Below are 24,350 nucleotides of genomic sequence, written 5' to 3' on the forward strand. Positions count from 1 at the left end.
CCCGGTGGAACGGTTGGTTTCGGCGGACGATTCAGCGGGACGTAGGACGGGAGGGGACCGGGTCCGGCGCGGTGGGACGGTGCGGGGCGGCTCTATCAGTGTGCCCCGCGCGTGGTCCCGCTCCGGACCGAACAGCGTGCTCAGGGCGCATGGCGCCAGTTCTCGGCGAGGTCCCCCCACAGGTACGCGGTGGTCTCGACGCCCTTGAGCAGGAGGTCCAGCTCGACCTTCTCGTTCGGCGCGTGCCAGCCGTCGGAGGGGACCGAGATGCCCAGGAAGAGCACGGCGGCGCCGAGGACCTCCTGGAGGACGGCGGCCGGTCCTGAACCGCCCTCACGGGTGTAGCCGACGGGCCTGTCGAAGGCGCGGCCCATGGCGCGGGCCACGGACCGCAGGGCGGGGTGGTCCAGCGGCGTCAGGCACGGGCGCGTGGCCGGGCCGAAGACGACCTCGCAGCGGATTCCGGCGGGCGCCTGCTCGGCGGCCCAGGCCCGGACGACCTTCTCGATGTGCTCGGGCTCCTGGCCCGCGACCATGCGGAAGGAGAGCTTCATCATGGCGCCGGCGGGGATGATCGTCTTGCTGCCGGGGCCCTGGTAGCCGCCGCCGATGCCGTTGACCTCGGCGGTGGGGCGGGCCCAGACGCGTTCCAGGGTGGTGTACCCGGCCTCGCCGTGGGTGGCGTGCGACTTGGCGGTGCGCAGCCAGCTCTGCTCGTCGAACGGCAGGTCGGCGAAGAGCTGCCGCTCGCGGTCGGTCAGCTCGACGATGCCGTCGTAGAAGCCGGGGATCGCCACGCGCCCGTGCTCGTCGTGCAGGGCGGCGACCAGGCGGGCGGCCGCGGTTGCCGGGTTGGGCACGGCACCGCCGAAGGAGCCGGAGTGGATGTCCTGGTCGGGGCCGTACAGCCGGATCTCGCACTCGGTGAGGCCCCGCATGCCCGTGCACACGGTGGGGGTGTCCTCGGACCACATGCCGGTGTCGGAGACGATCACCGCGTCGGCGGCCAGCCGGTCGACGCGCTCCTCGACGAGGGTCTGGAAGTGCGGCGAGCCGGACTCCTCCTCGCCCTCGATGAGCAGCTTCAGGTTGACGGCCGGGGCCGTGCGGCCGGTCGCGGCGAGGTGGGCGCGGACGCCGAGTGTGTGGAAGAACACCTGGCCCTTGTCGTCGGCCGCCCCGCGCGCGTAGAGACGGTTTTCGCGGACGACGGGCTCGAAGGGGTCGCTGTCCCAGCCGTCCTCGCGGGCGGCGGGCTGCACGTCGTGATGACCGTAGACCAGGACCGTGGGCGCTTCGGGGTCGCCGGAGGGCCACTCGGCGAAGACGGCCGGGGCGCCCTGGGTCGGCCAGATCTCCACGGTCGGGAAGCCGGTCTCGGTGAGCTTGGCGGCGAGCCAGTCGGCGCTGCGCAGTACGTCGGGCGCGTGGTCGGGCTGGGCCGACACGGAGGGGATGCGCAGCCATGCGGCAAGGTCGTCGAGGAAGGCGGCGCGGTGCTGCTCGATGTACGTACGGACGTCGCTGACGACGCTGTCAACGGGATGGCTCATGGTCACGAGCCTATCGGCCCGTACCGACATCCTCGTTGGGCGGTTCGTCACACGACGGCTCTCCGGCCAGCAGCCGCTCCAGTGCCGCGCGGTCCGGAAGGTCATCCGGACGGACGATCTCGCCGCCGCGCACATACAGGAACGCGGCGCTGACGGACTCCAGCGGCACGCCGTGCAGCTCCGCCCAGGCGACCCGGTAGACGGCCAGCTGGAGCGGGTCGGCGCTGTGGGTGCGGTGGGTCTTCCAGTCGACGATCTCGTACGTGGCCCGCTCGCCGTCGCCCTCCTTGTAGACGGCGTCGATGCGGCCCCGGACGACGCGGCCCGCGAGGGCGAGCTGGAAGGGGGCCTCGACGCGGTAGGGCGTGCGGTGGGCGTACTCGGTGCGCTCGAAGGCCTCCTTGAGTGCCTCCAGGTCCCGCTCGTCGGCGATCTCCGCGTCGCTGCCGGGCAGTTCCTCCGGTTCCAGCATGGGCAGGGTCAGTGCCTCGAACCGGGCCTCGACCCAGGCGTGGAAGCGGGTGCCGCGTCGGGCCGCGGGCTGCGGCGGGCGGGGCATGGGGCGGGCCAGCTCCTGGGCGAGTCCGTCGGGGTCGGCGGCCAGGAGCAGCACCTGGGAAGCGGTCAGGGAGGCGGGCAGGGGTACGTCGGTGACACTGTCCCGCGCGCGGAGGAGCTCTCCGGTGAGCGCGTCGAGGTCGCGGTCCCAGGAGGCGATGGTGCGGGCCTCCTCCGGGCTGAGGGTCGCGCGGTCGGGGGCCTGTGCCTGGTGCGGGACGGTGGGGCGTTCGGCGGTCCAGGAGTCCCAGTCGTCGTCGAAGTGGTCCTCTTCGGCCGGGCCGTCTTCGGCTTCGGGGATGTCGACTTCAGCGATGTCGTAGAAGTCCTCTTCGTCGTCCGGGGGCGGCGGCCAGTCCGGGTCGTGCGCCGGCGTCGGGTCGGCGTCCGCGGGGGAGCCGAGGCCCTCCAGGTACGTCAGGACCGTCTCGGCGGCCGCCCTGCGCCGGGTCAGTGCCGCGTCGTCCAGCGGGAGCGGCCACACCTGGTCGGCGTCGGTGGCGTGGAGGGCCGGGTTCTCCTCGTCCTCGGCGGGCTCGTCCGCCCAGGCCTCGATCTCGCCGTACCCGGCGGCGCAGTGGTCGTACAGGGCATGGAGGAAGTCGGAGGGGCCGCGGGGCTTCTTCTGGCTGGGTCCCCACCAGTGGCCGGAGCCCAGGAGCAGGGAGCGGGGGCGAGTGAAGGTGACGTAGCCGAGGCGGAGTTCCTCGGTGTGCTGGTGCTCCTTCATGGCTTCGTGGAAGGCCTTCAGGCCGCGCGAGTCCCAGGCCGCGACGTCGGGCAGGGTGTCGGCGTCACCGCGCAGGGCGTGCGGCAGCACCTTGCCCTGGGCGGTCCACTTCTCGCGGCCCTGGCTGCTCGGGAAGGTCCCGGTGACCAGGCCGGGGACGGCGACGACGTCCCATTCGAGGCCCTTGGACTTGTGCGCGGTGAGCACCTTGACGGTGTTCTCGCCGCCCGGGAGGGCGTTGTCGAGGCCCTTCTCGTACTGGGCGGCGGTGCGCAGGAAACCGAGGAAGGCCAGCAGGCTCGCCTCGCCGTCACCGGCGGCGAAGGAGGCGGCGATGTCCAGGAAGTTGGACAGGGTCTCCCGGCGGCGGGCGGCCAGGGCGTGCGGGGACGCCGACAGCTCGACCTCCAGGCCGGTGACGGCGAGGACGCGGTGCAGGACGTCCATCAGCGGGTCGGACAGGGAGCGGCGCAGGTCGCGCAGTTCGCTGGCCAGGCGGGCGAAGCGCACGCGCGCGTCCGGCGAGAACGGCAGCCCGTCGTCGTCCCCCAGGCCGTCGAAGGGCGTCTCCAGGAACGTGTCCAGGGCGTCCGCGAGCGATATCACCTCCGACGGGTCGACCCCCTCGACGGCCTCGGCGAGCCGGCGGTCCGGGTCGTCGTCGCCGTCCACGCGCGCGTGGGACACCAGACGGCGGGCCCGGCGGCCCAGGAGGGCGAGGTCTCGCGGGCCGATGCGCCAGCGCGGGCCGGTCAGCAGGCGGACCAGGGAGGCGTTGGCGCCGGGATCCTGGAGGACCTCGCAGACGGCGACCAGGTCGGCGATCTCGGGCAGATGCAGCAGCCCGGACAGGCCGACCACCTCGACGGGGACGTCCCGGGCCACCAACGCGCCCTGGATCTCGGCGAAGTCGGTGGCCGTGCGGCACAGGACGGCGATCTCCCCGGGCGCCTTGCCGGTGTTCACCAGGTGGGCGATGGAGTCGGCGATCCAGTCCATCTCCTCGGAGTGGGTGGGCAGCAGGGCACAGCGCACCAAGCCGTCGCGTTCGGCGCCCGGGGCCGGGCGGAGGGCCTCCACGCCCGCGTGCATGGCGCGCAGCGGCTCGGCGAGGCCGTTGGCGAGGTCGAGGAGGCGGCCGCCGCTGCGCCGGTTCTCGCTGAGGGCCTGACGGGTGGCGAGGCGGCCGTCCGCGTGGGCGAAGTGTTCGGGGAAGTCGTCCAGGTTGGCGACGGAGGCGCCGCGCCAGCCGTAGATGGCCTGGCAGGGGTCGCCCACGGCGGTGACCGGATGTCCGGTGCCGTCGCCGAACAGGCCCGCCAGCAGCACGCGCTGGGCGACGGAGGTGTCCTGGTACTCGTCGAGCAGGACCACGCGGAACTCGTCGCGCAGGACACGGCCCACCTCGGGAATCCCGGCGAGCTGTGCGGACAGGGCGATCTGGTCGCCGAAGTCGAGCAGGTCGCGCTCGCGTTTGGCGGCCCGGTAGCGGCCCACCAGCTCGGCCAGTTCGCGGCGCGCGGCGAGGGTCTCGGGGACCTTGCGCAGATCGGCGTTGGTGAGTTTGACGCCGTGCAGGGTGAGCAGCAGCTTGGCGTCATGGGCGCGCAGCGCCTCGGGGCGTACGAGGTGCTCGGCGAGTTCGGCGTCGAGGGCGAGCAGGTCGCTGACCAGGTCGGCGAAGGAGCGGGTGAGCGCCGGGTAGGGGCCCGGGGCCTCGCGCAGCACGCGTGCGGCGAGCTGGTAGCGGGTGGCGTCGGCGAGCAGCCGGGAGGTCGGTTCGAGGCCGATGCGCAGGCCGTGGTCGGTCAGCAGGCGGCCCGCGAAGGCGTGGTAGGTGGAGATCACCGGCTCGCCCGGCGGGTTGTCGGGGTCGATGACGTCCGGGTCGGTGACGCCCGCCTTGATCAGTGCCTTGCGGACGCGCTCGGCGAGTTCACCGGCGGCCTTGTTGGTGAAGGTCAGGCCGAGGACCTGCTCGGGGGCGACCTGGCCGGTGCCGACCAGCCACACCACGCGCGCGGCCATCACCGTGGTCTTGCCCGACCCGGCTCCGGCCACGATCACCTGCGGGGCGGGCGGCGCGGTGATGCACTCCGTCTGCTCCGGGGTGAACGGGATGCCGAGGAGCTCCTTGAGCTGCTCGGGATCGGTGATACGTGGCGGCACCTCAGAGAGGCTAGCGGCGGCCACTGACAACGGATGCCGAATCGGCTGCCGGGAGAGAAAAAAGCGCAGGTCAGCACGTGTGGTGCTGTCCGTCACTCGACCACGTGCCGCCCCTCGGGGCGCGCGCTGCACGACGCCCGGAACGCGCAGTGCGCGCAGTGCTGTCCTGCCGTCGGCGAGAACCGTTCGTCGAGGACCTTGCCGGCGGCGGTGGCCAGCAGCTCGCCGACCCACTCCCCCTCCAGCGGCTCCTGGGCCTGCACCTTGGGCAGGCTCTCGCCGCCGTCCCGCTTGGCCGCGCCCAGCCGCAGCTGGACGAGTTCGGCGCCGCCCGGCTCGGGCCGCTGCCCGTCGAAGGCCTCGTCCACGGCGCCCTCACGGACGGCGAGCTGATAGACCGCGAGCTGCGGATGCCGGGCCACCTCGGCCGAGCTGGGGGCCTGCTTGCCGGTCTTGAAGTCGACGACATAGGCGCGGCCCTCGCCGTCGGCCTCGACGCGGTCCATCTGGCCGCGGATGCGGACCTCGTAGTCGCCCGCTTCGAGGGTGACGTCGAAGTCGTGCTCGCTGGCGACCGGCGTACGGCCCGTGCGGTCCGTGACATGCCACTGGAGGAAGCGTTCGAGCGCCACGCGTGCGTGCTCCTTCTCCTGCGCGGACTTCCACGGCGCGTCGAAGGCGAGCGCGTTCCACACGGAGTCCAGGCGCTCCATGAGGACGGCGAGATCGGCCGGGGTGTGTCCGGAGGCGACCTCGTCGGCGAGGACGTGCACGACGTTGCCGAAGCCCTGGGCGACGGTCGCGGGCGCGTCGGCCTTCACCTCGCGGCCCAGGAACCATTGCAGGGCGCAGGTGTCGGCGAGCTGGGCGAGGGCGCTGCCGGAGAGCACGACGGGCTGGTCCCGGTCGCGCAGCGGCACCTTGCTCTCGGTCGGCTCGAACATGCCCCACCAGCGGTAGGGGTGGGCCGAGGGGACCAGCGGGCGGCCGTCCTCGTCGGTGAGCGCGGCGAGCCGGGCCAGGCGGCGGGCGGCGGCCTCCCTGAGCGCGTCGGACACGCGCGGGTCGACGGTCGTGGCGCGCAGCTCGGCGACCAGTGCCGCGACGGACAGGGGGCGCCGCGGGCGTCCCGTGACGTCCTTGGGTTCGACGCCGAGCTCGGTCAGGAAGCGGGAGGGCTGGTCGCCGTCGTCCGCGGGAGCCTTCACCGCGGTGACGACGAGGCGCTCACGCGCGCGTGTGGCGGCCACGTAGAAAAGCCGACGCTCCTCGGCGAGCAGCGCGCCGGGGGTCAGCGGTTCGGCGAGTCCGTCGCGCCCGATCCGGTCGGCCTCCAGCAGGGAGCCACGGCGGCGCAGGTCAGGCCACAGTCCCTCCTGGGCGCCCGCGACGACGACCAGACGCCATTCGAGGCCCTTGGAGCGGTGCGCGGTCATCAGGCGTACGGCGTCCGGGCGCAGGGCGCGTCGGGTGAGGGTGTCGGCGGCGATGTCCTCGGCCTCGATCTCCGCCAGGAAGTTCAGGGCGCCGCGCCCGCCGGTGCGCTCCTCGGAGCGGGCCGCGGTCGCGAACAGCGCGCACACGGCGTCCAGGTCACGGTCGGCGTTGCGTCCGGCCGCGCCGCCGCGCCGGGCGGCCCGCTCCAGGCGCCCGGGCCACGGGGTGCCCGCCCACAGGTCCCAGAGCGCCTCCTCGGCCGTACCGCCGTCCGCGAGGCGCTCACGGGCCTTGCGCAGCAGCGCGCCGAGCCGCTGCGCGCCCCGCGCGTACACCGGATCGTGCGCGACCAGCCGCTCCGGCTCGGCCAGCGCCCGCGCGAGCAGCTCGTCCGACGGCGGCGGCAGGGCGACTCCGGCGGCCCGCTCCTCGTCGCGCAGGGCACGGCCCAGGCGGCGCAGATCGGCGGCGTCCATACCGGCGAGGGGCGAGGTGAGCAGAGTCAGGGCGGTCTCGGTGTCGAGCCAGCAGGGGGTCGCGTCCGGGGCGTCTTCCTCGGCGGAAGCCACCTCCGGCTCCCCTTCACCGGCATCGCTCCCCCGCGCCTCCGCCTCCGCCACCGCGCGCAGGGCCGTCAACAGGGGGGCCACCGCCGGTTCGTGGCGCAGGGCCAGGTCGTCGCCGTCGATGTCCAGGGGCACGCCGGCGGCCGTGAGGGCGCGGCGGACCGTCGGGATGGTGCGGGAACCCGCGCGTACCAGGACGGCCATCTCGCGCCAGGGGACACCGTCCTCCAGGTGCGCCCTGCGCAGGATGTCGGCGATGTTGTCGAGTTCCGTGCCGGGCGTCGGATAGGTGTACACCTCGACGCGGCCCCCGTCCCGGACGGGCGCGAGTTCTCGGTGGGCGCGGACCTTGTCGGCGGGGAGGCGGGTCAGCGGCATCCGCTGGGTGAGCAGCCGGGTCGCCGCAAGGAGCGTGCCGCCGGAGCGGCGGGAGGTGCGCAGCACCGCCACGGGGGCCGGCCGGCCGTCCCCGCGCGGGAAGGCCTGCGGGAAGTCCAGGATGCCGTTCACGTCGGCGCCGCGGAAAGCGTAGATCGACTGGTCCGGGTCGCCGAAGGCGACCAGGGTGCGGCCGCCGCCCGCCAGCGCGTGCAGCAGCCGCACCTGGGCGGGGTCGGTGTCCTGGCACTCGTCGACGAACACGGCGTCGTACTGGTCGGCCAGTCGGCGGGCGACCTCGGGGCGGTGGGCGAGGAGTACCGCGCGGTGGACGAGTTCGGCGTAGTCGAGCACGCCCTGGAGGTCGAGGACGTCGAGGTACTCGGCGAGGAAGGCGGCCGCGGCCCGCCAGTCGGGGCGGCCGATACGGCGGGCGAAGGCGTCCAGGGCGTCGGGTGCGAGGCCCAGTTCGCGGCTGCGGGCGAGGACCGCGCGGACCTCGTCGGCGAAGCCCCGCGTGGTCAGGCAGGCGCGCAGTTCGTCGGGCCAGCGCACATGGGCGAGGCCGAGCCGCTCCAGGTCCGGCTGGCCCGCGAGCAGTTCGCGTACGGCCACGTCCTGCTCGGGGCCCGACAGCAGCCGCAGCGGCTCCACGAACAGCTCGCTGTCCTGGTGGGCGCGGACCAGGGCGTAGCAGAACGAGTGGAAGGTGGTCGCCCGCGGGGCCCGCGCGGCGCCGGTGCGCAGGGCCATGCGGTCGCGCAGTTCGACGGCCGCCTTGCGGCTGAACGTCAGCACCAGGATGCGCGCGGGGTCGCCGCCGCGGGCGATCCGCTTCGCCACCGACTCCACCAGCGTGGTGGTCTTTCCGGTGCCCGGACCTGCGAGAACGAGCAGCGGGCCGGTGCCGTGGTCAACCACGGAGCGCTGTGCGGCGTCCAGACGAGGGGGGTCCACCCTGGCCGACGGGGTACGCACCAGTCGGTAAGCGCCACGGCTCCCCTGCCGCACCTGGGGGTGCGGCAGGTGTCCGGTGGAGAAAGAGGAGCTCACGTGGTTCGCCGGTCCTGGTGGGTGTGCTGGTCGGTCGGCCACCGCGCGTGGAGGGCGGTGGCGGCGGGATGAGGGGGACGCGTGCAGCCGACGCTACGCCGACGGATCAGGCGGAAGCAGGGCTTCCGATTCATCCCTCGGGGCGCTCGCGCCACATGCGTCCCTCGACTCACGAACGTACGTCATGCCACGGATGTGCCCTTGTTCCCCCGTACGGATCACAGGTCACACCGCGGCCTGCCGGATGGCGGAAGCTGTCAGGTGTGACCTTCCGCGCGTTCGCCGCCGTCCCATCGCGCCCGTTTCATGTCGAGGCGCGGCAGGTGTCCCTCGGTGGTCCGGCCGGCCTCCTTCAGCGGTGTGCCCTCGTCGCGGTAGTGGCCGAGGGCCCGCAGTTCGTGCCCCGGGAGCAGCGCCCCGTCCGAGCGGACGACACGCCACCACGGCACCGCGCCGCCGTACAGGGCCATCACCCGGCCGACCTGTCTCGGGCCGCCCTCCTGAAGCCACTCGGCGACATCCCCGTAGGTCATGACGCGCCCGGGCGGGATCAGTTCGGCGACTTCGAGGACCCGCTCGGCATACTCGGGCAGCGCGTCCGCGTACTCCGGGCGGGCGTCCTCCGGAAGGCTCTCCTCGCTCATCCGCCCCATCCTGCACCACCCCACCGACAATGTGACGGGCCCGCGACGGTGCGTGGCCCTCGCTCCGGGGCGGCGGTTCCGGCAGACTGTGCGCCCCCGCATCTGCACCCTGACGCCCCCGCGTGTCGGTGGGGCATGCCACCATCGTGCGGGCGGTGACCGTTGATACGAGATCAAGAAGAGACGATGAAGCAGCAGGGTGTGCACCCCGAGGATGCGGAGAGCACCTCTGAGGCTTCGTCGCGCCCGGACGCCGCCGACGACAGGAAGGGCGCGGCCACGAACGACGCCGACAAGCCCGCGGAGTACGACGAGCCGCACACCGACGAGGTGGAGGGCGACGAACCGCTGCTCCCCGCGCGCGTGCACCGTCCCTCCGACCTCATGCGGTTCCTGGTGGGCGTCCTGGCAGTGGCCGTATTGATCGCCATCGCCGCGTTCGCGCACGGCACCACCTCGGGTCTCGAACAGGACATCAACAAGGGCACCGGACAGGCCCCCGACCTGCTCATCAAGATCGCGGGACTGGCCTCCAGCATCGCGATCCTGCTGGTTCCGGTCGCGTTCGCGATCGAGCGGCTGATCAAGCGGGACGGGCTGCGCATCGCCGACGGCGTGCTCGCCGCCGTCCTGGCGCACGGTGTGACACTCGCCACCGACCTCTGGGTCGCCAAGGCCGCCCCCGACTCGATCCAGGAGGCGCTCACCCAGCCCTCCCCCGGCGACATCAACGCCCTGACCGACCCGGTGCACGGCTATCTGGCCCCGGTCATCGCGTACATGACGGCGGTCGGCATGTCCCGTCGGCCGCGCTGGCGCGCGGTGCTGTGGATCGTGCTGATGCTCGACGCCTTCTCGATGCTCGTCACCGGGTACACCACACCGTTCTCGATCATCCTCACGGTGCTGATCGGCTGGTCCGTGGCCTACGGCACGCTGTACGCGGTCGGCTCCCCCAACGTCCGCCCCACCGGCCGGACCCTGATGGCGGGCCTGCGGACCGTCGGCTTCCGGCCGGTGAGCGCGGCCCGCGACGAGACCCCGGAGCACGGCGACAGCGGAGACCGCGGCCGGCGCTACTTCGTCACCCTGGAGGACGGCCCACCGCTGGACGTCACCGTGGTCGACCGGGAGCAGCAGGCGCAGGGCTTCTTCTACCGCGTCTGGCGCAATCTGACGCTGCGCGGCATCGCCACGCGCCGCAGCCTCCAGTCGCTGCGCCAGGCCCTGGAGCAGGAGGCGCTGCTCGCCTACGCGGCCATCGCGGCCGGCGCCAACGCCCCCAAGCTGATCGCGACCTCCGAGCTCGGCCCCGACGCGGTGATGCTGGTCTACGAGCACAGCGGCGGACGCACACTGGATTCGCTCGCGGATGAGGAGATCACCGACGAGCTGCTGCGCAACTCCTGGCATCAGGTACGGGCCTTGCAGTCCCGCCGTATCGCGCACCGCAGGCTCGCGGGTGACGCGATTCTGGTGGATCGTTCCGGCACGGTGATCCTCACCGATCTGCGGGGCGGTGAGATCGCGGCCGGTGAACTCCTGCTGCGCATGGACATCGCCCAGCTCGTGACGACGCTCGGGCTGCGGGTGGGCGCCGAACGCGCCGTCGCCTCGGCGGTCGGCGTGCTCGGCCCCGACGCCGTGGCGGACTGTCTGCCGATGCTCCAGCCCATCGCGCTGACGCGCTCCACGCGCGCGACGCTGCGCCGGCTGGCCCGGGAGCGGGCGGAACGCGAGCGCGAGGCGGTCCTGGAGGCCTCCCGGCTGGCCAAGCAGGCGCGCGTGGAGGCCGCCGCCGAAGAGCCGACCGTGCCCGTCCTGGAGAAGGCCGACAAGAAAACCGTACGGGCGCAGGCGCGGGCCGAGAAGCGGGCCATCGACGAGGCCATCGACGAAGCGCGCGAGGATGATCTGCTCACCCAGATCCGGCACCAGGTGCTGCTGATCAGGCCGCAGGCTCCGGTCGAACCGGCCCGCCTGGAGCGGGTCCGGCCGCGCACGCTGATCAGCTTCATCGCCGGCGCCATCGGCGCGTACTTCCTGCTGACGCAGCTCACCCACATCGAGTTCGGCCCGCTGGTCGCCAACGCCGAATGGGGCTGGGTGGCCGCGGCCGTGCTGTTCTCGGCGGCCAGTTACTTCGCGGCGGCGATGGCGCTGCTCGGCTTCGTGCCGGAGCGGGTGCCGTTCATGCGGACCGTGGGGGCACAGGTCGCCGGGTCCTTCGTGAAGATCGTCGCGCCGGCCGCGGTCGGCGGTGTGGCCCTCAACACGCGCTTCCTGCAACGCGCGGGCGTGCGTCCAGGGCTCGCGGTGGCGAGTGTGGGCGCGTCGCAGTTGTTCGGCCTCGGCTGCCACATCCTGATGCTGCTGTCCTTCGGTTATCTGACCGGTACCGAGAAGACCCCGTCCCTGTCGCCGTCCCGGACGGTCATCGCGGGTCTGCTGACGGTCGCGGTGCTCGTGCTCGTGGTGACCTCGGTGCCGTTCCTGCGCAAGTTCGTCGTCACGCGCGTGCGGTCGCTTTTCGCGGGCGTGGTGCCGCGCATGCTCGATGTGCTCCAGCGGCCCCAGAAGCTGATCACCGGCATCGGCGGCATGCTGCTGCTGACGGCGTGCTTCGTGATGTGCCTGGACGCCTCCATCCGCGCGTTCGGCGACGAGCAGACCTCGATCAGCATCGCCAGCGTCGCCGTCGTCTTCCTCGCGGGCAACGCGCTCGGCTCCGCCGCCCCGACCCCGGGCGGTGTGGGCGCGGTGGAGGCGACCCTGACGGTCGGTCTGATCGCGGTGGGCCTGCCCAGCGAGGTCGCCGCTCCCTCGGTCCTGCTGTTCCGGCTGCTGACCCTGTGGCTGCCGGTCCTGCCGGGCTGGCTGGCGTTCAACCACCTCACACGCAAGGGCGCGCTCTAGGCAGGGGGTCCCCGTACCTCTTACGGCCCGCGCCCCGAGCGTCCCGTCGTGCGCGACCGCAGGATGGGATCATGCCGAACCCCTCCCGCCTGCGCGCCGCCGTCCTGACCGCCACCGTGCTGCTGTCCTCGCTGCTGACGGGGTGCGGCGACGACTCCGAGGACGAGGATCTGACGGCCCAGCAGCTGAACTGGGAGGACTGCCCGGCCCCTTCCCAGGCCGAGGGCGGCGGCGCCGCACCCTCCCCGCTGCCGAACGGCGACGAGTGGCAGTGCGCCACCATGAAGGCGCCCCTGGACTGGGCCGAGCCCAAGGGGGACACGATCGGCCTCGCGCTGATCCGCGCGGAGGCGAGCGGCGACAACAGCGAGCGCATCGGCTCGCTCCTGTTCAACTTCGGCGGCCCCGGCGGCTCGGGCGTCACCACTCTGCCCGCCTTCGGTGAGGACTACGCGGCCCTGCGCACCCGGTACGACCTGGTCAGCTTCGACCCGCGCGGGGTCGGCCGCAGTGCGCCGGTGAAGTGCGAGAACGACCAGCAGCTCGACGCCTTCTTCCAGCAGGACGCGACCCCGGACGACGCCGCCGAGCGCACCGAGCTGCTGGACAACACCAAGGAGTTCAACGCGGCCTGCGAGGAGAACTCCGAGAAGATGCTGCCGCAGGTGCGCACCACCGACGCGGCGCGCGACATGGACCTGATGCGCCAGGTCCTCGGCGACGACAAGCTGCACTACTTCGGCATCTCCTACGGCACCGAACTCGGCGGTGTGTACGCGCATCTGTTCCCCGAGCGCGTCGGCCGTGCAGTCTTCGACGCGGTCGTCGACCCGACGCAGAACCCCGAACAGGGCTCGCTAGGCCAGGCGAAGGGGTTCCAGCTGGCGCTCGACAACTTCGCCGAGGACTGCACCTCGAAGATCGAGGACTGCCCGATCGGCGACAGCGCGCAGGACGTGAAGGACCGTATCGCCGCACTGCTGGCGGAACTCGACCGCAAACCACTGCCGGGCATCTTCCCGCGCGACCTGACCCAGACCGCCGCGACCAACGGCATCGCGCAGGCGCTGTACTCGCAGGACTTCTGGGAGTACCTCACCGAGGGCCTCCAGCAGGCGTACGACGGTGACGGCAGGATCCTGATGCTGCTCTCCGACTCGATGAACGGCCGCAGCGAGAACGGCGAGTACAGCAACATCACCGCCGCCAACATCTCCATCAACTGCGCCGACGACAAGCCGCGCTACACCGCCGAGTTCGTGGAGTCGAGGCTGCCGGAGTTCCGCGCGGCCTCGGAGCTGTTCGGCGACTTCCTGGCCTGGGGGATGGTCAGCTGCACCGACTGGGCCGTGGACGGGGCGGCCGACCACCCGGACGTCAGCGCGCCCGGATCGGCGCCGATCCTCGTCGTGGGCAACACCGGCGACCCGGCCACGCCGTACGAGGGCGCCCGGAAGATGGTGCAGGCGCTGGGCGAGGGCGTGGGTGTCGAGCTGACGTACCGGGGTCAGGGGCACGGGGCCTACGACAGTAAGAACAGGTGTGTACAGAGCGCGGTGAACGGCTACCTGCTGGACGGGAAGGTGCCCGCGGCCGGAACCGTCTGCTCCTGAAACCATCCAGAGCGCAGGCAAAAATCGCAGGTCAGAAGGTTATCCACAGGCCGGAGCAGGTCTCGGGGTCTATGCCTACTATGGCCTGACCGCCATCCGCTGCACGGTGCGGACGGCCTGCGAGGGGGTAGTGCACATGGCGCGTTTCGTACGGTGGGCGGCTCTGACGGCCGCCGCCGGGCTCCTGGTGACGGGGTGCAGCTCGGGGAGCGACGAGGGCAGTGACGGCACGAGCGGCAAGGAGACCGGCGGCAAGACGCCCTCGGCCTCCTCCCCCGGGACCACGGCACCGTTGCCCGCCTCCCTGACGTCCCAGAAGCTCGATTGGGGAGAGTGCGAGGCCACCGAGGACTCCGCCGCGCCGGGCGGCGACTGGGAGTGCGCGACGCTCAAGGTGCCGCTGGACTGGGCGAAGCCGAAGAGCAGAACGATCGGGATCGCGCTGATCCGCTCCGAGGCGACCGGCGACGACCGTATCGGCTCGCTGCTGTTCAACTTCGGTGGCCCCGGCGGCTCGGGCGTCTCGATGATGCCGTACTACGCCTCCACCGCGTCCGAACTGCACGAGCGTTACGACCTGGTGAGCTTCGACCCGCGCGGAGTCGCCTCCAGCGAGGGCGTGCGCTGCCGCAGCGACCAGGAGATCCAGGCCGCCGAGGCCGTGGACGCCACGCCCGACACCCTGGCCGAGGAGACCGCGTACCTCAACGACGCCACCGCCTTCGGCAAGGGCTGTGAGAAGTCGGCCGGGCGGCTGATGGCCCATGTGTCGACCACCGACACCGCCCGCGACATGGACCTGCTGCGCCAAGTCCTCGGCGACGACAAGATGCACTACTTCGGCATCTCCTACGGCACCGAACTGGGCGGCGTGTACGCCCACTTGTTCCCGCAGAACGTGGGGCGGCTGGTCCTCGACGCGGTGGTCGACCCGAGCGCCGACACGGTGGACCACGCCAAGAACCAGGCCAGGGGCTTCCAGCGGGCACTGAACAACTACCTGAAGTCCACCGGGCAGGACCCGCAGGAGGGCTCACGGAAGATCGCGGACATGCTGGACCGCATCGACGCGAACCCGTTGCCGACGTCCTCCGACCGGAAGCTGACGCAGTCCCTGGCGGTCACCGGCATCGTGCTGCCGCTGTACAGCGAGTCCAGCTGGCCTACATTGACCAGCGCCCTGGAGGCGGCAGAGTCGGGGGACGGCTCGGAGCTGCTGACGCTCGCCGACGGCTACAACGAGCGTGACGCGTCGGGGAGCTACGGCACGACGACCCACTCACAGCGCGTCATATCGTGCTTGGACGCCAAGCAGCGGCCGACCGCCGAGGAGACGAAGAAGCTGCTGCCCGAGTTCGAGAAGATCTCGCCGGTGTTCGGCACGTTCCTGGGCTGGGACACGGCCGGCTGGTGCCACGACTGGCCGGTACCAGGCCAGCACGACACCCCCGAGGTGAGCGCGCCGGGCGCAGCACCGGTCCTGGTCGTGGGCAACACCGGCGACCCGGCGACGCCTTACGAGGGCGCCCGCAAGATGGCGGACGAGCTGGGCAAGGGCGTCGGTGTGGTCCTCACCTGGAAGGGCGAGGGCCACGGCGCCTACGGCAGTGGCAGCGGCTGCGTCGACTCCACGATCGACGACTACCTGCTCTCCGGCACGGTCCCGAAGGACGGCAAGGTCTGCTCCTGACGCGGACGGGGGCCCCAGACACCCAAGGCATCTGGAGCCCCCGCCACGTGGACCGGGAGACCGGCTCAGTAGACCGGCAAGTCAGGCGATCTCTAACCTGACCTGCACGTTTCCTACCTCGTCACTCCTCCTGGGCCGTCGTGGGGCCGTCAGCGGTGTCCGGGCCATCCGCGAAGGCTCGGTCCACCGCCTCGCGGGTGCGCTTCTCGCTGCTGGGCATCAGGTGCGTGTACGTCCGCAGGGTGAAGCCCGGATCGTGGTGGCCCAGGTACTCGGAGAGGGCCTTGACGCTCTCGCCCGCGTCCAGGAGTACGGAGGCGTAGAAGTGCCTCAGGGCGTGCATCCCGCTTGCGCGACCGAGAGGGACGCCCGCCGAGACGAGGGCCGGGCGCCAGGCACCGCGGTTGAAGTCGTTGCGATTGACCGGGCGGCCCTGATCCCTGTGGAAGATCAGGGATGCAGTCACGGGTGCCCCGTCGACAGCCCGCCATGGCAATGTAACGGCGGCTGGTGAGCGCTGGCTGATGTGCTCCTCGATAGACCAGGCAACGCTCTCGGGCAACGGAACCGTACGTGCCCTCGCGCCCTTGGGCGGCGCGAATACAGGCCGATTGCGGATCAGCTTGACCTGTCGCTCAACGTGAACCACGCCCTCGATGAAGTCCACGTCTTCCGCGGCCAGGCCGAGGACCTCACCCTGCCGGAGACCACAACCGCCAGCCAGGTCCACCATGGCCCGGTACTGCTCGGGCAGTGCGCAACGGACCGCGAGTACGCGCTCACGTGGCCAGGGAACGATCCGGCGAGGGTCGAGCTTAGGCGCGCGGACGGACGACGACCTGCAAGGGTTCTCAGGGATCAAACGGTCGTCCACTGCCGCCGTCAGCATGGTGGAGAGGTTTGCGAAGATCACCCGCTGATAGGCGGGCGCCACTCCCCCGTCTTGCAGCTTCCGCAGCCACTCGCGGATGTGCGTCGGCCGGAGGGAGCCCAGTGTGCGGCTGCCAAGGTAGGGCAGGACGTGCAGGCGAATGCGCTGCTCAGTACCCACGTAGGTCCCAGGGTCCATGGTGAGCGACGCCAACCAACGTTCGGCATGCTGTCGCACGGTGAGTCGTCCAGCCTGCGGGTCGATGTACTGCCCGCGCGCCATGTCCGCCTCGACCTGCGCAAGCCACTGCTCAGCGAGCCGCTTCTGACGGTCGGGGAAGCTCTTGGACTTCTCCGTGCCGTCCGGCCCGATGTAGCGGGCGCGGTAGCGCAGTCCGAGGCCGTGGCGGTCGGTCTTGACCTTGCGCGCCTTGCCGTCCGGGCTGGTCTCGACTTTGTACCAACGGTCTTGGATGTGTCCGGCCATCAGGCAGCGACCCCCTTGAGTTGGGAGTCCACCCAGGCGCGTACGTCCTCCGGGTCGAAGCGGAGGTGTCGACCGACTCGGAAGCCGCGGGGACCAGTGCGCTTGCGACGCCACTGGTAGACCGTCTCGACGCTGGGCAGGTCGAACATGTCCACCAGGTCATCCGGTGTCAGGAACCGGCTGGGGAGTTCTGACGCCATGGTCACCACTCCCCCTCTTGAGCCAGCGTGGCGAGTGCCTCGCGGGCGGATTCGCGGTTGAGTTGGAGGTCTCGGGCGATGGTGGCGGCAAGGGCGGATTCGCCGGGGGTGTGGCCGTGTCCGGCGTACTGCCAGTCAGCGAGCACGAGGACGGTGTCCGGCTCGCGATCGTCGACACCGTGGGCGGCGTGTTCTTGAGCGGCGCGGTAGTCGGCGCGTGCCTGTCGGAGCTCCCCGAGGGTGGTGGAGTACCGGCGGGACTTGGAGCTGAAGTGGCCGCGGAAGCCGAGCATGTGGGCCCAAGCCCAGATGCGGCGGTCTGGGTAGAGCGCGTCCAGGTCGCGGCAGGCGGTGATCAGGCGGCGGGTGTGGTCGGGGACGCCGTGGCGGTCGAGTTCGGAGAGTTCGCCGATGCGGCGGTCGAGGGTGCCGGTTGTCTCGGCGGCTTTGGTGGCGTACTTGGCGACGTACGCGGCGACAGCCTGTTCGGTGAGGTCGGATCCGTCGCCGAATGCCTTCACGGGGCGGACGTCGAGCTGTCGGCCCCAGCGGAGGGCGCGGGCCGGTTGGTCGCCGGAGGCCGGGACGCTGACGGTGGCGTAGGAGTGCTTGGCGGCGGCGCGAATGGCGTCGGTGAGCAGGCCGACCGTGGCCCAGGACAGGGGCGGGGAGTCTGGGCCGTCGGGTCCGTCGAGGCGAATCACTGCGTGAAAGTGGACGGCGCCGCGCTTCTGGAACTCGGCAACCTTGCCGTAGGAGACGCGGCAGGTGTCGATGAATTCGCGCTGCGTGAGCCCGGCGCGGGCGGCGATCTCGCGACGGAGCCGGTTGGTGAATCGGTGCCACAGGTCGCCCGCGTGGTTGTTGAACAGGACGGCGCCCGCGTAGTCGTAGGTGGCCGGGTCCAGGGCCGTGCCGAGGGCAGGATCGTCCGCGCTGTGGCGGGTGCCGCAGCGGCAGGCGCCGCGGTCGGGCCGGTTGTGGACCGGGCCGAACGAGGGGGCGGTGAGGGTGGCGAAGACCCGGGGGTGGTCGCGGACCGTGGTGGGGATGTCTCGGCCGTCGTCGCCGACGAGTCCGGCGCGGATCAGGTGGTAGGTGTCTCCGGCGTACGTCCAGGCGCAGGACGGGCAGCGGGAGGCACGCCGGTTGCCGCAGGCGATGCGGAGACGTCCACCCGGCTCGTGCTCCGTGCTGTAGTGGTGCAGGGTCTCGCCGGTGGTCTTGTCCTTGTGGAGGACCCAGCCGGTCAGGTGGATGGGGTCGGCACAGCCACCAGTGCGGCGTATCTGGTCTTGCCAGCGGTCGAAGCCGGGAAGCCCGGCCACCCTAAGGAGGTCCCCCAGGGTGGTCGGGTCCAGGCCCGCGAAGGTCGCGGTGTCGGTCATGCGCGGCCCCCGGCGAGCTGGGCGGCGCGAGTGTGCCAGGTGCCGTGGCCGTGGCAGGCCGGGCAGTTCACGGTGAGCGTGCGCAGGTGTCCGCGGTGGTCACGGCCGCCGGAGGATACGGCGGCGGTGGCGAAGCCGTCGCAGTTTGGGCAGATCCGCGCGTTGGCGGTGGTGGCCGGGATCGGGCCGGTCATGATGGAGGTTCCTTCCGGTTCTGAGGATCGGACAGGGACGGCGCCCGGGCGGCGGAGACTTGGCGGTTGAGGCCGCCCGGGGGCCGATCAACGACGGGTGTCGCTGGAGAGGATCGAGCGGACGACGAGCGCACACACCGCAACTGAGGCGGCGGTGATGGCGACGGCGAGCAGCATCGAGACCAGGACGGCGCCGACGACGAGGACGACGGCCAGGCCCATCCCGGCCGTGGCGACGACGGCGCCGGGGGTGAGCTGGACCGTGGGCCGGGACGGTGCCGGGGCCACGGGGGCGGGTGGCAGGGTCTGGCCGCTGGGGATGACGGCGGCGGGCTCGACGATGCCAGGCGGGGTGGCCGCGCCGGTCGGCGTCGGCATCGTGGGGACCTTCGGGCGGAGCATGGCGGAACTCCCTTCGGTGGCGGGTTACTTGATGGCGGAGTCGATGACGGGGGCAAGGACGCTGTCGGCGAGGAGGAAGCCGCCGAGCAGGAACACGGCCAGGAGCCACCAGGGCGGGCGGATGAGCTTGGCGCCGAGGTAGCCGACGATGACGACGGCGAGCCAGAGCGGGACGTCCATGACAGGTGACCTCCTAGCGGATCTTGCAGCGGTGGGTGCGGGCGGCGAGTTGGGCGGCGGACTGGCTGGTGTAGTCGGCGGACCAGCCGCAGCGGTCGGCGGTGCATACGGCGGCGTGTTTGGTCTGGCCGTGGCGGTCGCGGTGGGTGCCGATCTGCACCGGGCCGATGCTCATCACGGAGTGGAAGTGGTCGTGGGCAGGCATGGCGGGTGGTTGTCCCTTCGGGTCAGGTGAGTTGGGCGGCGATGGCGGACGCCATCGGGGCGGGGACGCCGAGGCGGGCGCGCAGGGTTTCGGTGTCGATCGGGGCACCGGTCCGGGCCTGATGGTCGGCAGCGACCTTGCGGGCGTGGTCGACCAGTGCGGTCGGAACCGGCACGGCCGGGTCAAGGTCCGCGGCGGGAAGAGCCGGGGCATCAGGCACAGCGGTCGGGATGGGCTCCGGGACAACATCCGGATCGGGCGCGGGGGCCGGGGCTGCGGGCGCCGGCGGAACCGGCACCCGGTCCCCGGCCGAGTTCGAGTGGGCGAGCAGGGTGCCGCCGAGGAAGGCGAGCGCGGGCCATCCGGCGACGCCGAACCGCAGCCACGCCGGGGGGTGTTCGAGGTCGAGGAATCCGGCGGTGGCGACGTTGGCACCGAGCGAGGCGACCAGGGCGATCAAGAACCAGCACCAGGCCAGCCGGGACGGGCCATCCGAGCGGAGCCGTCGCCAGGCAGCGACCAACAGCAGGTCGACGCTGACCGGATAGGCCCATGCTTTCCAGCCGTCCTGTCCGGCCGCGGCAGCAAGGTCATGCAGGTGGGCGAACGACAGAGCCCCGGCGATCACGGCCTGTACGAGCACGGCATCGGGGCGGATCAAGCAAGTCATGTCGTCACCTCCTTTGGCGAGTTGAGCCGGGACGGGGCGGGGAACGGGGTCCCATCCGCCGGGTCCCGGCAGGCGTTCAGTCGGTCGGGGCTTCGCCGGATCCGAGGCAGGTCAGGCACAGGGCTCCCTGCTGGTCGTCGCTCACGCGCTTGCGACGCCCGCCGACCTGGAAGGACTCCAGGACCTGTCCGTCCTGGCACTCGGGGCACGGCTGCTTCTTCGCGGGCCTGCGACTGGTGGTCTTCCGCGCAGCCATGGCGATCACCAGGACCCTTCGGCGTCGGACGTGTCGTCCGGCGCGTCGTCGCGGTAGTCGTCCATGACGTCCGGCGAGTTGTTCCACGCGGAGATCAGGGCCGACTCCAGCGGATCCACCGGGCGCGGGTCGGGCTCCGGGAATGGGATGACCGTCATCGTGATCTCTCCCTTCGGGTTTCGGGCATGGCTCGGGTAGGGACCTGGCGCGAAGCGGTCGCGCCGACCGTGGAGCGGGGGCAAATCAGGCGGTGGCCGGGGCGGACTCAACCGGCGTAGCCGGGATCGGCCGCGGGCTGCCAAGGGCGGGCCGGAACGGGACCAGGGCGGGCAGGTCCGGGGCCAGGTCGGCGTACCGGTTGCAGGTGTTCACGGCCTGTCGCAGCGAGGTGTGCGGGGCGCGGATCCGGGCCCAACCCCCGGTCGAGTCGCCCGTGATGGCGATGCCGGGCAGGTCGGCGGGGATCTGGATCGCAGCCAGCACCGCATCCGGGGCGATGTCGCCAAAGGCCATGTTCGCTGAGGATTCGTCGTTGACGCGATGCGCGGTCCGCCCGGTGAGCTGGGCGCGGAGCATGGTGATGCCCTTGCCGAGTTCGGAGCCGAAGCGCTGCCCGCAGATCTCCAGGTAGATCCCGGCAGCACGGCCGAGCTGGGCTAGCCGGGCGAGCGCGGTGATGATCCGGTCCCGGCGCTTCTCCTCCTCCCGGTTGGCGAAGAGGGCGAGTTCGGCGACCTCATCGACCAGGACCACGACCGGCACCGGCCGCAGATCCGCAGGCAGATCCCAGATGTCCGCGGCGATCTCCGCATCCGGCACGTCCGCGGTGATCCGCTGCTCGGCCCGGATGAGCCGGTAGACATCCTGCATGTGCGCCACGAGCGCATCGAGGAGTTCGGCCGCGGTGTCGGGGTTATCGGCCAGCGCGGAGAACCGGCGGGCCAGCGGGAACAGTTCGACCCCCTGTTTGCAGTCGATGCCGACCAGAGCGACATGCTGCGAGGCCAGCCCGGCCACCAGGTTGCGCTGATAGACGGACTTGCCGGACTCCGTGGCACCGAGGGTGAGGGCGTGCGGGACGGCACGGTAGTCGCGGTAGTGGACGGCGCCGTCCTCGCGCAGGGCGACCGGGACACGCATCCGGCGGGTGTCCCTCTTGGCGGGCATCTGCACCCGCTTGAGGACGTCGTAGCCGGTCATCCGCACCTCGACCACACCCGAGCGCAGCTCACGTGAGGTCACGCCGTACAGGGCGAAGGAGTGACGCAGCCGATCACACGAAGCTGCGACGTCGAAGGCGTCCTGACCGGGCCGGAGTCCCAGCCGCAGCACCAGGCCGGTCCGGGTGGGGCGCAGGCGCAGGATCCGCGGGGCGCGAGGGCCGGGGACGGGCCGGTTGGTGGCCCGGGCCAGGGCGAGGCGCCAGCGTGTGGGCGGGACGGTCAGTCCGCAGGCGTCCATTACAGACGCGTAGCGGAACAGCACCCGCAGCGCGGCGAGGGTGACCCCGAAGGTCAGCCAGTACCAGGCCGGGCGCCGCCACCGAAGCATCAGCGCGGTGACGACGACCAGCAGCCCTAAGACGGACAGCCACAGCATGGCTCAGGCCGCCTTCGGCTTCGACGCGGCAGCGGCGAGCGAGGTCACGGCGACCGCGCGGAACGCAATCCCGTGCCGCTTCTGCCCGTTGAACTCGTTCTCCCACGGCCGGGCGATCAGACCGGTCAGCGCGACCGGGGTGCCCATGACCAGCTCACCGGAGATGCCCGGCTCGGGGACGGTGATGGAGAGGATCTCGACCTCGTCGTTGGCCGCGAACATCACGTCCACGGTCATGAGCGTTGCACCGGTCTCGGCGTCGGTGGCGATCTCGCCGGAACGGCGGTCCTTGACCTTGGGCTGCGGGGTCTTGGCCACCATCACGGAGGCGGCGGAGGTGTCGACGGGAATCTGACGCATCGTCTGTTCTCCTGGATCTCAATGGGAGTTGGAACCGACCGTTCGTCGGTGAGATCAGGAGACCGCGAGAGGTGATGGACGTATCACGGTCCGTGTGGACGTTTAGGGACGTCTGAGCTATCGTCAAAACGTCCCCGGGACGTCCTAGGAGAGGGCACGTCATGGCGAACGAGCGTCTGCGCGCAGCAATTTCGGCAAAGGGCGAGACCATCCAGTCCCTTGCTCAGCACGTCGGCGTGGATCCGAAGAGCGTGGAGCGCTGGATCACGACCAACCGCACACCGCACCGGGGACACCGCTGGAAGGCCGCGAGCTTCCTTGGAGTGGATGAGGTCTACCTCTGGCCCTCCGTCGAGAAGCAGGCTGAGACCGCGAGCACATCTGAGCTGATCACGTACTACCCGAACCGGGGTGCCGTACCGGCGGCGTTGTGGTCATCGCTCATTGAGAAGGCAACGGACCAGGTCGAGATCCTCGTTTACGCGGGGCTGTTCCTCTTCGACAACCATCCGGATCTGCCAGACCAGTTGGCCGAGAAGGCGAAGGCCGGGGCTCAGGTCCGCGTCCTGCTCGGCGATCCCGACTCGGCCATGGTCCAGCAGCGAGGGGAAGAGGAAGGCATCGGCAGCGATCTGGCGGCACGTGCCCGGATCACGCGGCGCTACCTCGAACCAGCGATGGCGACGCCCGGAGTTGAGGTCAAGCTGCATGACACGATCCTGTACAACTCGATCTATCGGTTCGACGACGACGTGTTGGTGAACCCGCATGTGCTCGGAGCTCCTGCCGGTCAGAACCCAGTTCTGCACTTCCGGTACATCCCTGGCGCCCGGACATTCCGGCACTACATGAGGAGCTTCGACTACACGTGGGAGCGCGGTCGACCTGCGTAAGTAGGCGACGGTAGGGCCGGGGCTGCGGGCGCCGGCGGAACCGGCACCCGGTCCCCGGCCAACTCGCGCGACAGCCGGACGTGCGACGCTTGAGACATGGCCCGAGTCGACTACTTCAACGATCCGAACGCCCCGAAGGCGAACAGCATCGTGCCGTCGGTTACCGCTGTGGCGCTCAACGAGGCAGGGGAAATCCTCCTGATCCACAAGACGGACAACAACCTGTGGGCCCTGCCCGGCGGCGGGGTCGATGTAGGCGAATCAGCTCCCCATGCCGCGGTCCGGGAGACCAAGGAAGAGACCGGTTTCGACGTCGAGGTCACCGGCCTGGTCGGCATCTACACCAACCCCGCGCACGTAATTGCGTACGACGACGGCGAGGTGCGCCAACAGTTCTCCATCTGCTTCCATGCAGAGATCACGGGCGGCGAGCTACGAACCAGCAGCGAGAGCAAAGAGGTAGCGTTCGTGCACCCGAGCCGACTGGACGAGCTGAACATCCACCCGTCCATGCGGATGCGAATCGACCATGGCTTGGCCAACCGGCCTAAGCCCTACGTCGGCTGATCACTGAGACGTACGCGCGTCCGCTCGACGGCGGCGCCGAGGTACGGGCGGGCCTTACTGATCGCCGTGTGCACCTCACTGCCCGGCTCATACCGCACCAAGATCTCATCAATGCGCCGGTCGAAGTCGAACGACTGCCCCGCCGGACCGGTCGTCATGTCGGCGTAGATGAGCGCGTCCAAGACCGAGGAGTCCTCTCGCTCGTACACGGCCAACTCGGCAGTCAGCCCCCGCTGTTCAGCCTCATACACGGCGCCGGAATGGTGAGCGACCAGCCTCACGAGGCGCGACGGCGCTCCGAGCGTCTCCAGGTAGCGCGCACCATCAAGGGGGTGGAACCCCGTATCCCGCAGTTCCGGGGCGTAGCCGATGTCATGCAGCCAGGCGGCGGCGACGAGTAGATCACGGTCCTCTTCAGACACGGCCGCCGAAGCATCACGCGCACAAGCCGCCACGGCTTGGGTGTGCAGCCAGCGGTTCCCGAGTTGGGGCAACACTGCCTCAGCCAGCTCAGCCGCACCTTGTGGCGTATCCAATGAAGAGGGCATGAATCGCACCGTAGCTCAGATAAGCAGGCGACCGACAGCCCGGCGCCAGACGTTCCGGATCATGGCGCGGACAGACTTTCCCTACTTCATCAAGGCCCGCGCACGGCGCGGGCGCGCGCCGCCTCAACGGCGCGGCCTGCCTCCTGTCTCCGCCCCGGCTGGCCGCGCCCGGCGGCGCGCTGCGTGCATGGGGGCGAGGACGGAAACCCGCTGTGGCTGGGGCG

Annotated in this window: 22 protein-coding genes; 5 read left to right on the forward strand and 17 right to left on the reverse strand. The window is 71.2% G+C overall.

Going from position 1 to position 24,350, the window contains the following annotated elements; genetic code table 11:
- Positions 1-140 precede the first annotated feature (140 nt).
- The 4 genes from BN159_RS15675 to BN159_RS15690 form a co-directional block, all read right to left on the reverse strand.
- Positions 141-1,553 (reverse strand): dipeptidase, encoded by a 1,413-nt coding sequence (locus BN159_RS15675; protein WP_015657961.1) that lies wholly within the window; start codon positions 1,551-1,553, stop codon positions 141-143.
- 10 nt (positions 1,554-1,563) lie between these two features.
- Entirely contained in the window at positions 1,564-5,010 is a 3,447-nt protein-coding gene (locus BN159_RS15680; protein ID WP_041819365.1) for an ATP-dependent DNA helicase, read from the reverse strand.
- 92 nt (positions 5,011-5,102) lie between these two features.
- A complete protein-coding gene (locus BN159_RS15685) occupies positions 5,103-8,444 on the reverse strand; it encodes an ATP-dependent helicase (protein ID WP_015657963.1) in 3,342 nt (1,113 codons plus the stop codon).
- 257 nt (positions 8,445-8,701) lie between these two features.
- Positions 8,702-9,088 (reverse strand): MGMT family protein, encoded by a 387-nt coding sequence (locus tag BN159_RS15690; RefSeq protein ID WP_015657964.1) that lies wholly within the window; start codon positions 9,086-9,088, stop codon positions 8,702-8,704.
- A 186-nt stretch (positions 9,089-9,274) separates the two neighbouring features.
- On the opposite strand from BN159_RS15690, the gene BN159_RS15695 reads away from it, so the two are divergent.
- The 3 genes from BN159_RS15695 (at position 9,275) to BN159_RS15705 (ending at position 15,307) form a co-directional block, all read left to right on the forward strand.
- Entirely contained in the window at positions 9,275-12,004 is a 2,730-nt protein-coding gene (locus BN159_RS15695; RefSeq protein ID WP_015657965.1) for a lysylphosphatidylglycerol synthase transmembrane domain-containing protein, read from the forward strand.
- 71 nt (positions 12,005-12,075) lie between these two features.
- Positions 12,076-13,617 (forward strand): alpha/beta hydrolase, encoded by a 1,542-nt coding sequence (locus BN159_RS15700; RefSeq protein ID WP_015657966.1) that lies wholly within the window; start codon positions 12,076-12,078, stop codon positions 13,615-13,617.
- A 136-nt stretch (positions 13,618-13,753) separates the two neighbouring features.
- Positions 13,754-15,307 carry an alpha/beta hydrolase gene (locus tag BN159_RS15705; RefSeq protein ID WP_015657967.1) on the forward strand — a complete coding sequence of 518 codons (1,554 nt, stop codon included), beginning with the start codon at positions 13,754-13,756 and terminating at the stop codon, positions 15,305-15,307.
- Positions 15,308-15,428: 121 nt separating this feature from the next.
- On the opposite strand, the gene BN159_RS15710 is transcribed toward BN159_RS15705, so the two are convergent.
- The 12 genes from BN159_RS15710 to BN159_RS15755 form a co-directional block, all read right to left on the reverse strand.
- Positions 15,429-16,664, reverse strand: a complete 1,236-nt coding sequence (locus tag BN159_RS15710; protein ID WP_015657968.1) for a tyrosine-type recombinase/integrase — start codon at positions 16,662-16,664, stop codon at positions 15,429-15,431.
- The gene (locus BN159_RS15715; RefSeq protein WP_015657969.1) at positions 16,664-16,864 is read right to left on the reverse strand and encodes a helix-turn-helix transcriptional regulator; all 201 of its coding nucleotides are present in this window, start codon (positions 16,862-16,864) and stop codon (positions 16,664-16,666) included. The genes BN159_RS15710 and BN159_RS15715 overlap by 1 nt, the downstream gene beginning before the upstream one ends.
- Positions 16,865-16,866: 2 nt before the next feature.
- Positions 16,867-18,252, reverse strand: coding sequence for a replication initiator protein RepSA (gene repSA, locus BN159_RS15720; protein WP_015657970.1), 1,386 nt, complete (start codon positions 18,250-18,252; stop codon positions 16,867-16,869).
- On the reverse strand, positions 18,249-18,446 hold the full coding sequence (locus BN159_RS15725) for a hypothetical protein (RefSeq protein ID WP_015657971.1): 198 nt from the start codon (positions 18,444-18,446) through the stop codon (positions 18,249-18,251). Before BN159_RS15725 ends, repSA begins: the two co-directional genes overlap by 4 nt.
- Before the next feature lie 87 nt (positions 18,447-18,533).
- Entirely contained in the window at positions 18,534-18,848 is a 315-nt protein-coding gene (locus BN159_RS15730; protein ID WP_015657972.1) for a hypothetical protein, read from the reverse strand.
- A 24-nt stretch (positions 18,849-18,872) separates the two neighbouring features.
- Complete coding sequence (locus BN159_RS46195; protein WP_015657973.1) at positions 18,873-19,028, reverse strand: hypothetical protein; 156 nt, start codon at positions 19,026-19,028, stop codon at positions 18,873-18,875.
- A 13-nt stretch (positions 19,029-19,041) separates the two neighbouring features.
- The gene (locus BN159_RS15735) at positions 19,042-19,233 is read right to left on the reverse strand and encodes a mobile element transfer protein (RefSeq protein ID WP_015657974.1); all 192 of its coding nucleotides are present in this window, start codon (positions 19,231-19,233) and stop codon (positions 19,042-19,044) included.
- 22 nt (positions 19,234-19,255) lie between these two features.
- The gene (locus BN159_RS15740; RefSeq protein ID WP_015657975.1) at positions 19,256-19,903 is read right to left on the reverse strand and encodes a DUF2637 domain-containing protein; all 648 of its coding nucleotides are present in this window, start codon (positions 19,901-19,903) and stop codon (positions 19,256-19,258) included.
- Positions 19,904-19,979: 76 nt separating this feature from the next.
- Positions 19,980-20,159 carry a hypothetical protein gene (locus BN159_RS15745; protein WP_015657976.1) on the reverse strand — a complete coding sequence of 60 codons (180 nt, stop codon included), beginning with the start codon at positions 20,157-20,159 and terminating at the stop codon, positions 19,980-19,982.
- Between the two features lie 5 nt (positions 20,160-20,164).
- On the reverse strand, positions 20,165-20,317 hold the full coding sequence (locus BN159_RS45725) for a hypothetical protein (RefSeq protein ID WP_015657977.1): 153 nt from the start codon (positions 20,315-20,317) through the stop codon (positions 20,165-20,167).
- Positions 20,318-20,402: 85 nt separating this feature from the next.
- Positions 20,403-21,758: an FtsK/SpoIIIE domain-containing protein gene (locus BN159_RS15750; RefSeq protein WP_015657978.1), complete on the reverse strand. Its 1,356-nt coding sequence runs from the start codon at positions 21,756-21,758 to the stop codon at positions 20,403-20,405.
- 3 nt (positions 21,759-21,761) lie between these two features.
- Positions 21,762-22,118, reverse strand: a complete 357-nt coding sequence (locus tag BN159_RS15755) for an SCO3933 family regulatory protein (protein WP_015657979.1) — start codon at positions 22,116-22,118, stop codon at positions 21,762-21,764.
- 161 nt (positions 22,119-22,279) lie between these two features.
- On the opposite strand from BN159_RS15755, the gene BN159_RS15760 reads away from it, so the two are divergent.
- Together BN159_RS15760 and BN159_RS15765 are read left to right on the forward strand one after the other, a co-directional pair.
- Positions 22,280-23,011, forward strand: coding sequence for a helix-turn-helix domain-containing protein (locus BN159_RS15760; protein ID WP_015657980.1), 732 nt, complete (start codon positions 22,280-22,282; stop codon positions 23,009-23,011).
- Positions 23,012-23,107: 96 nt separating this feature from the next.
- Positions 23,108-23,578, forward strand: a complete 471-nt coding sequence (locus BN159_RS15765; RefSeq protein WP_015657981.1) for an NUDIX hydrolase — start codon at positions 23,108-23,110, stop codon at positions 23,576-23,578.
- On the opposite strand, the gene BN159_RS15770 is transcribed toward BN159_RS15765, so the two are convergent.
- A complete protein-coding gene (locus BN159_RS15770) occupies positions 23,566-24,126 on the reverse strand; it encodes an HD domain-containing protein (RefSeq protein ID WP_041819369.1) in 561 nt (186 codons plus the stop codon). The two genes, BN159_RS15765 and BN159_RS15770, sit on opposite strands and share 13 nt — an antisense overlap.
- Positions 24,127-24,350: the final 224 nt, after the last annotated feature.

It is taken from the genome of Streptomyces davaonensis JCM 4913 (assembly GCF_000349325.1).
GTDB lineage: Bacteria > Actinomycetota > Actinomycetes > Streptomycetales > Streptomycetaceae > Streptomyces > Streptomyces davaonensis.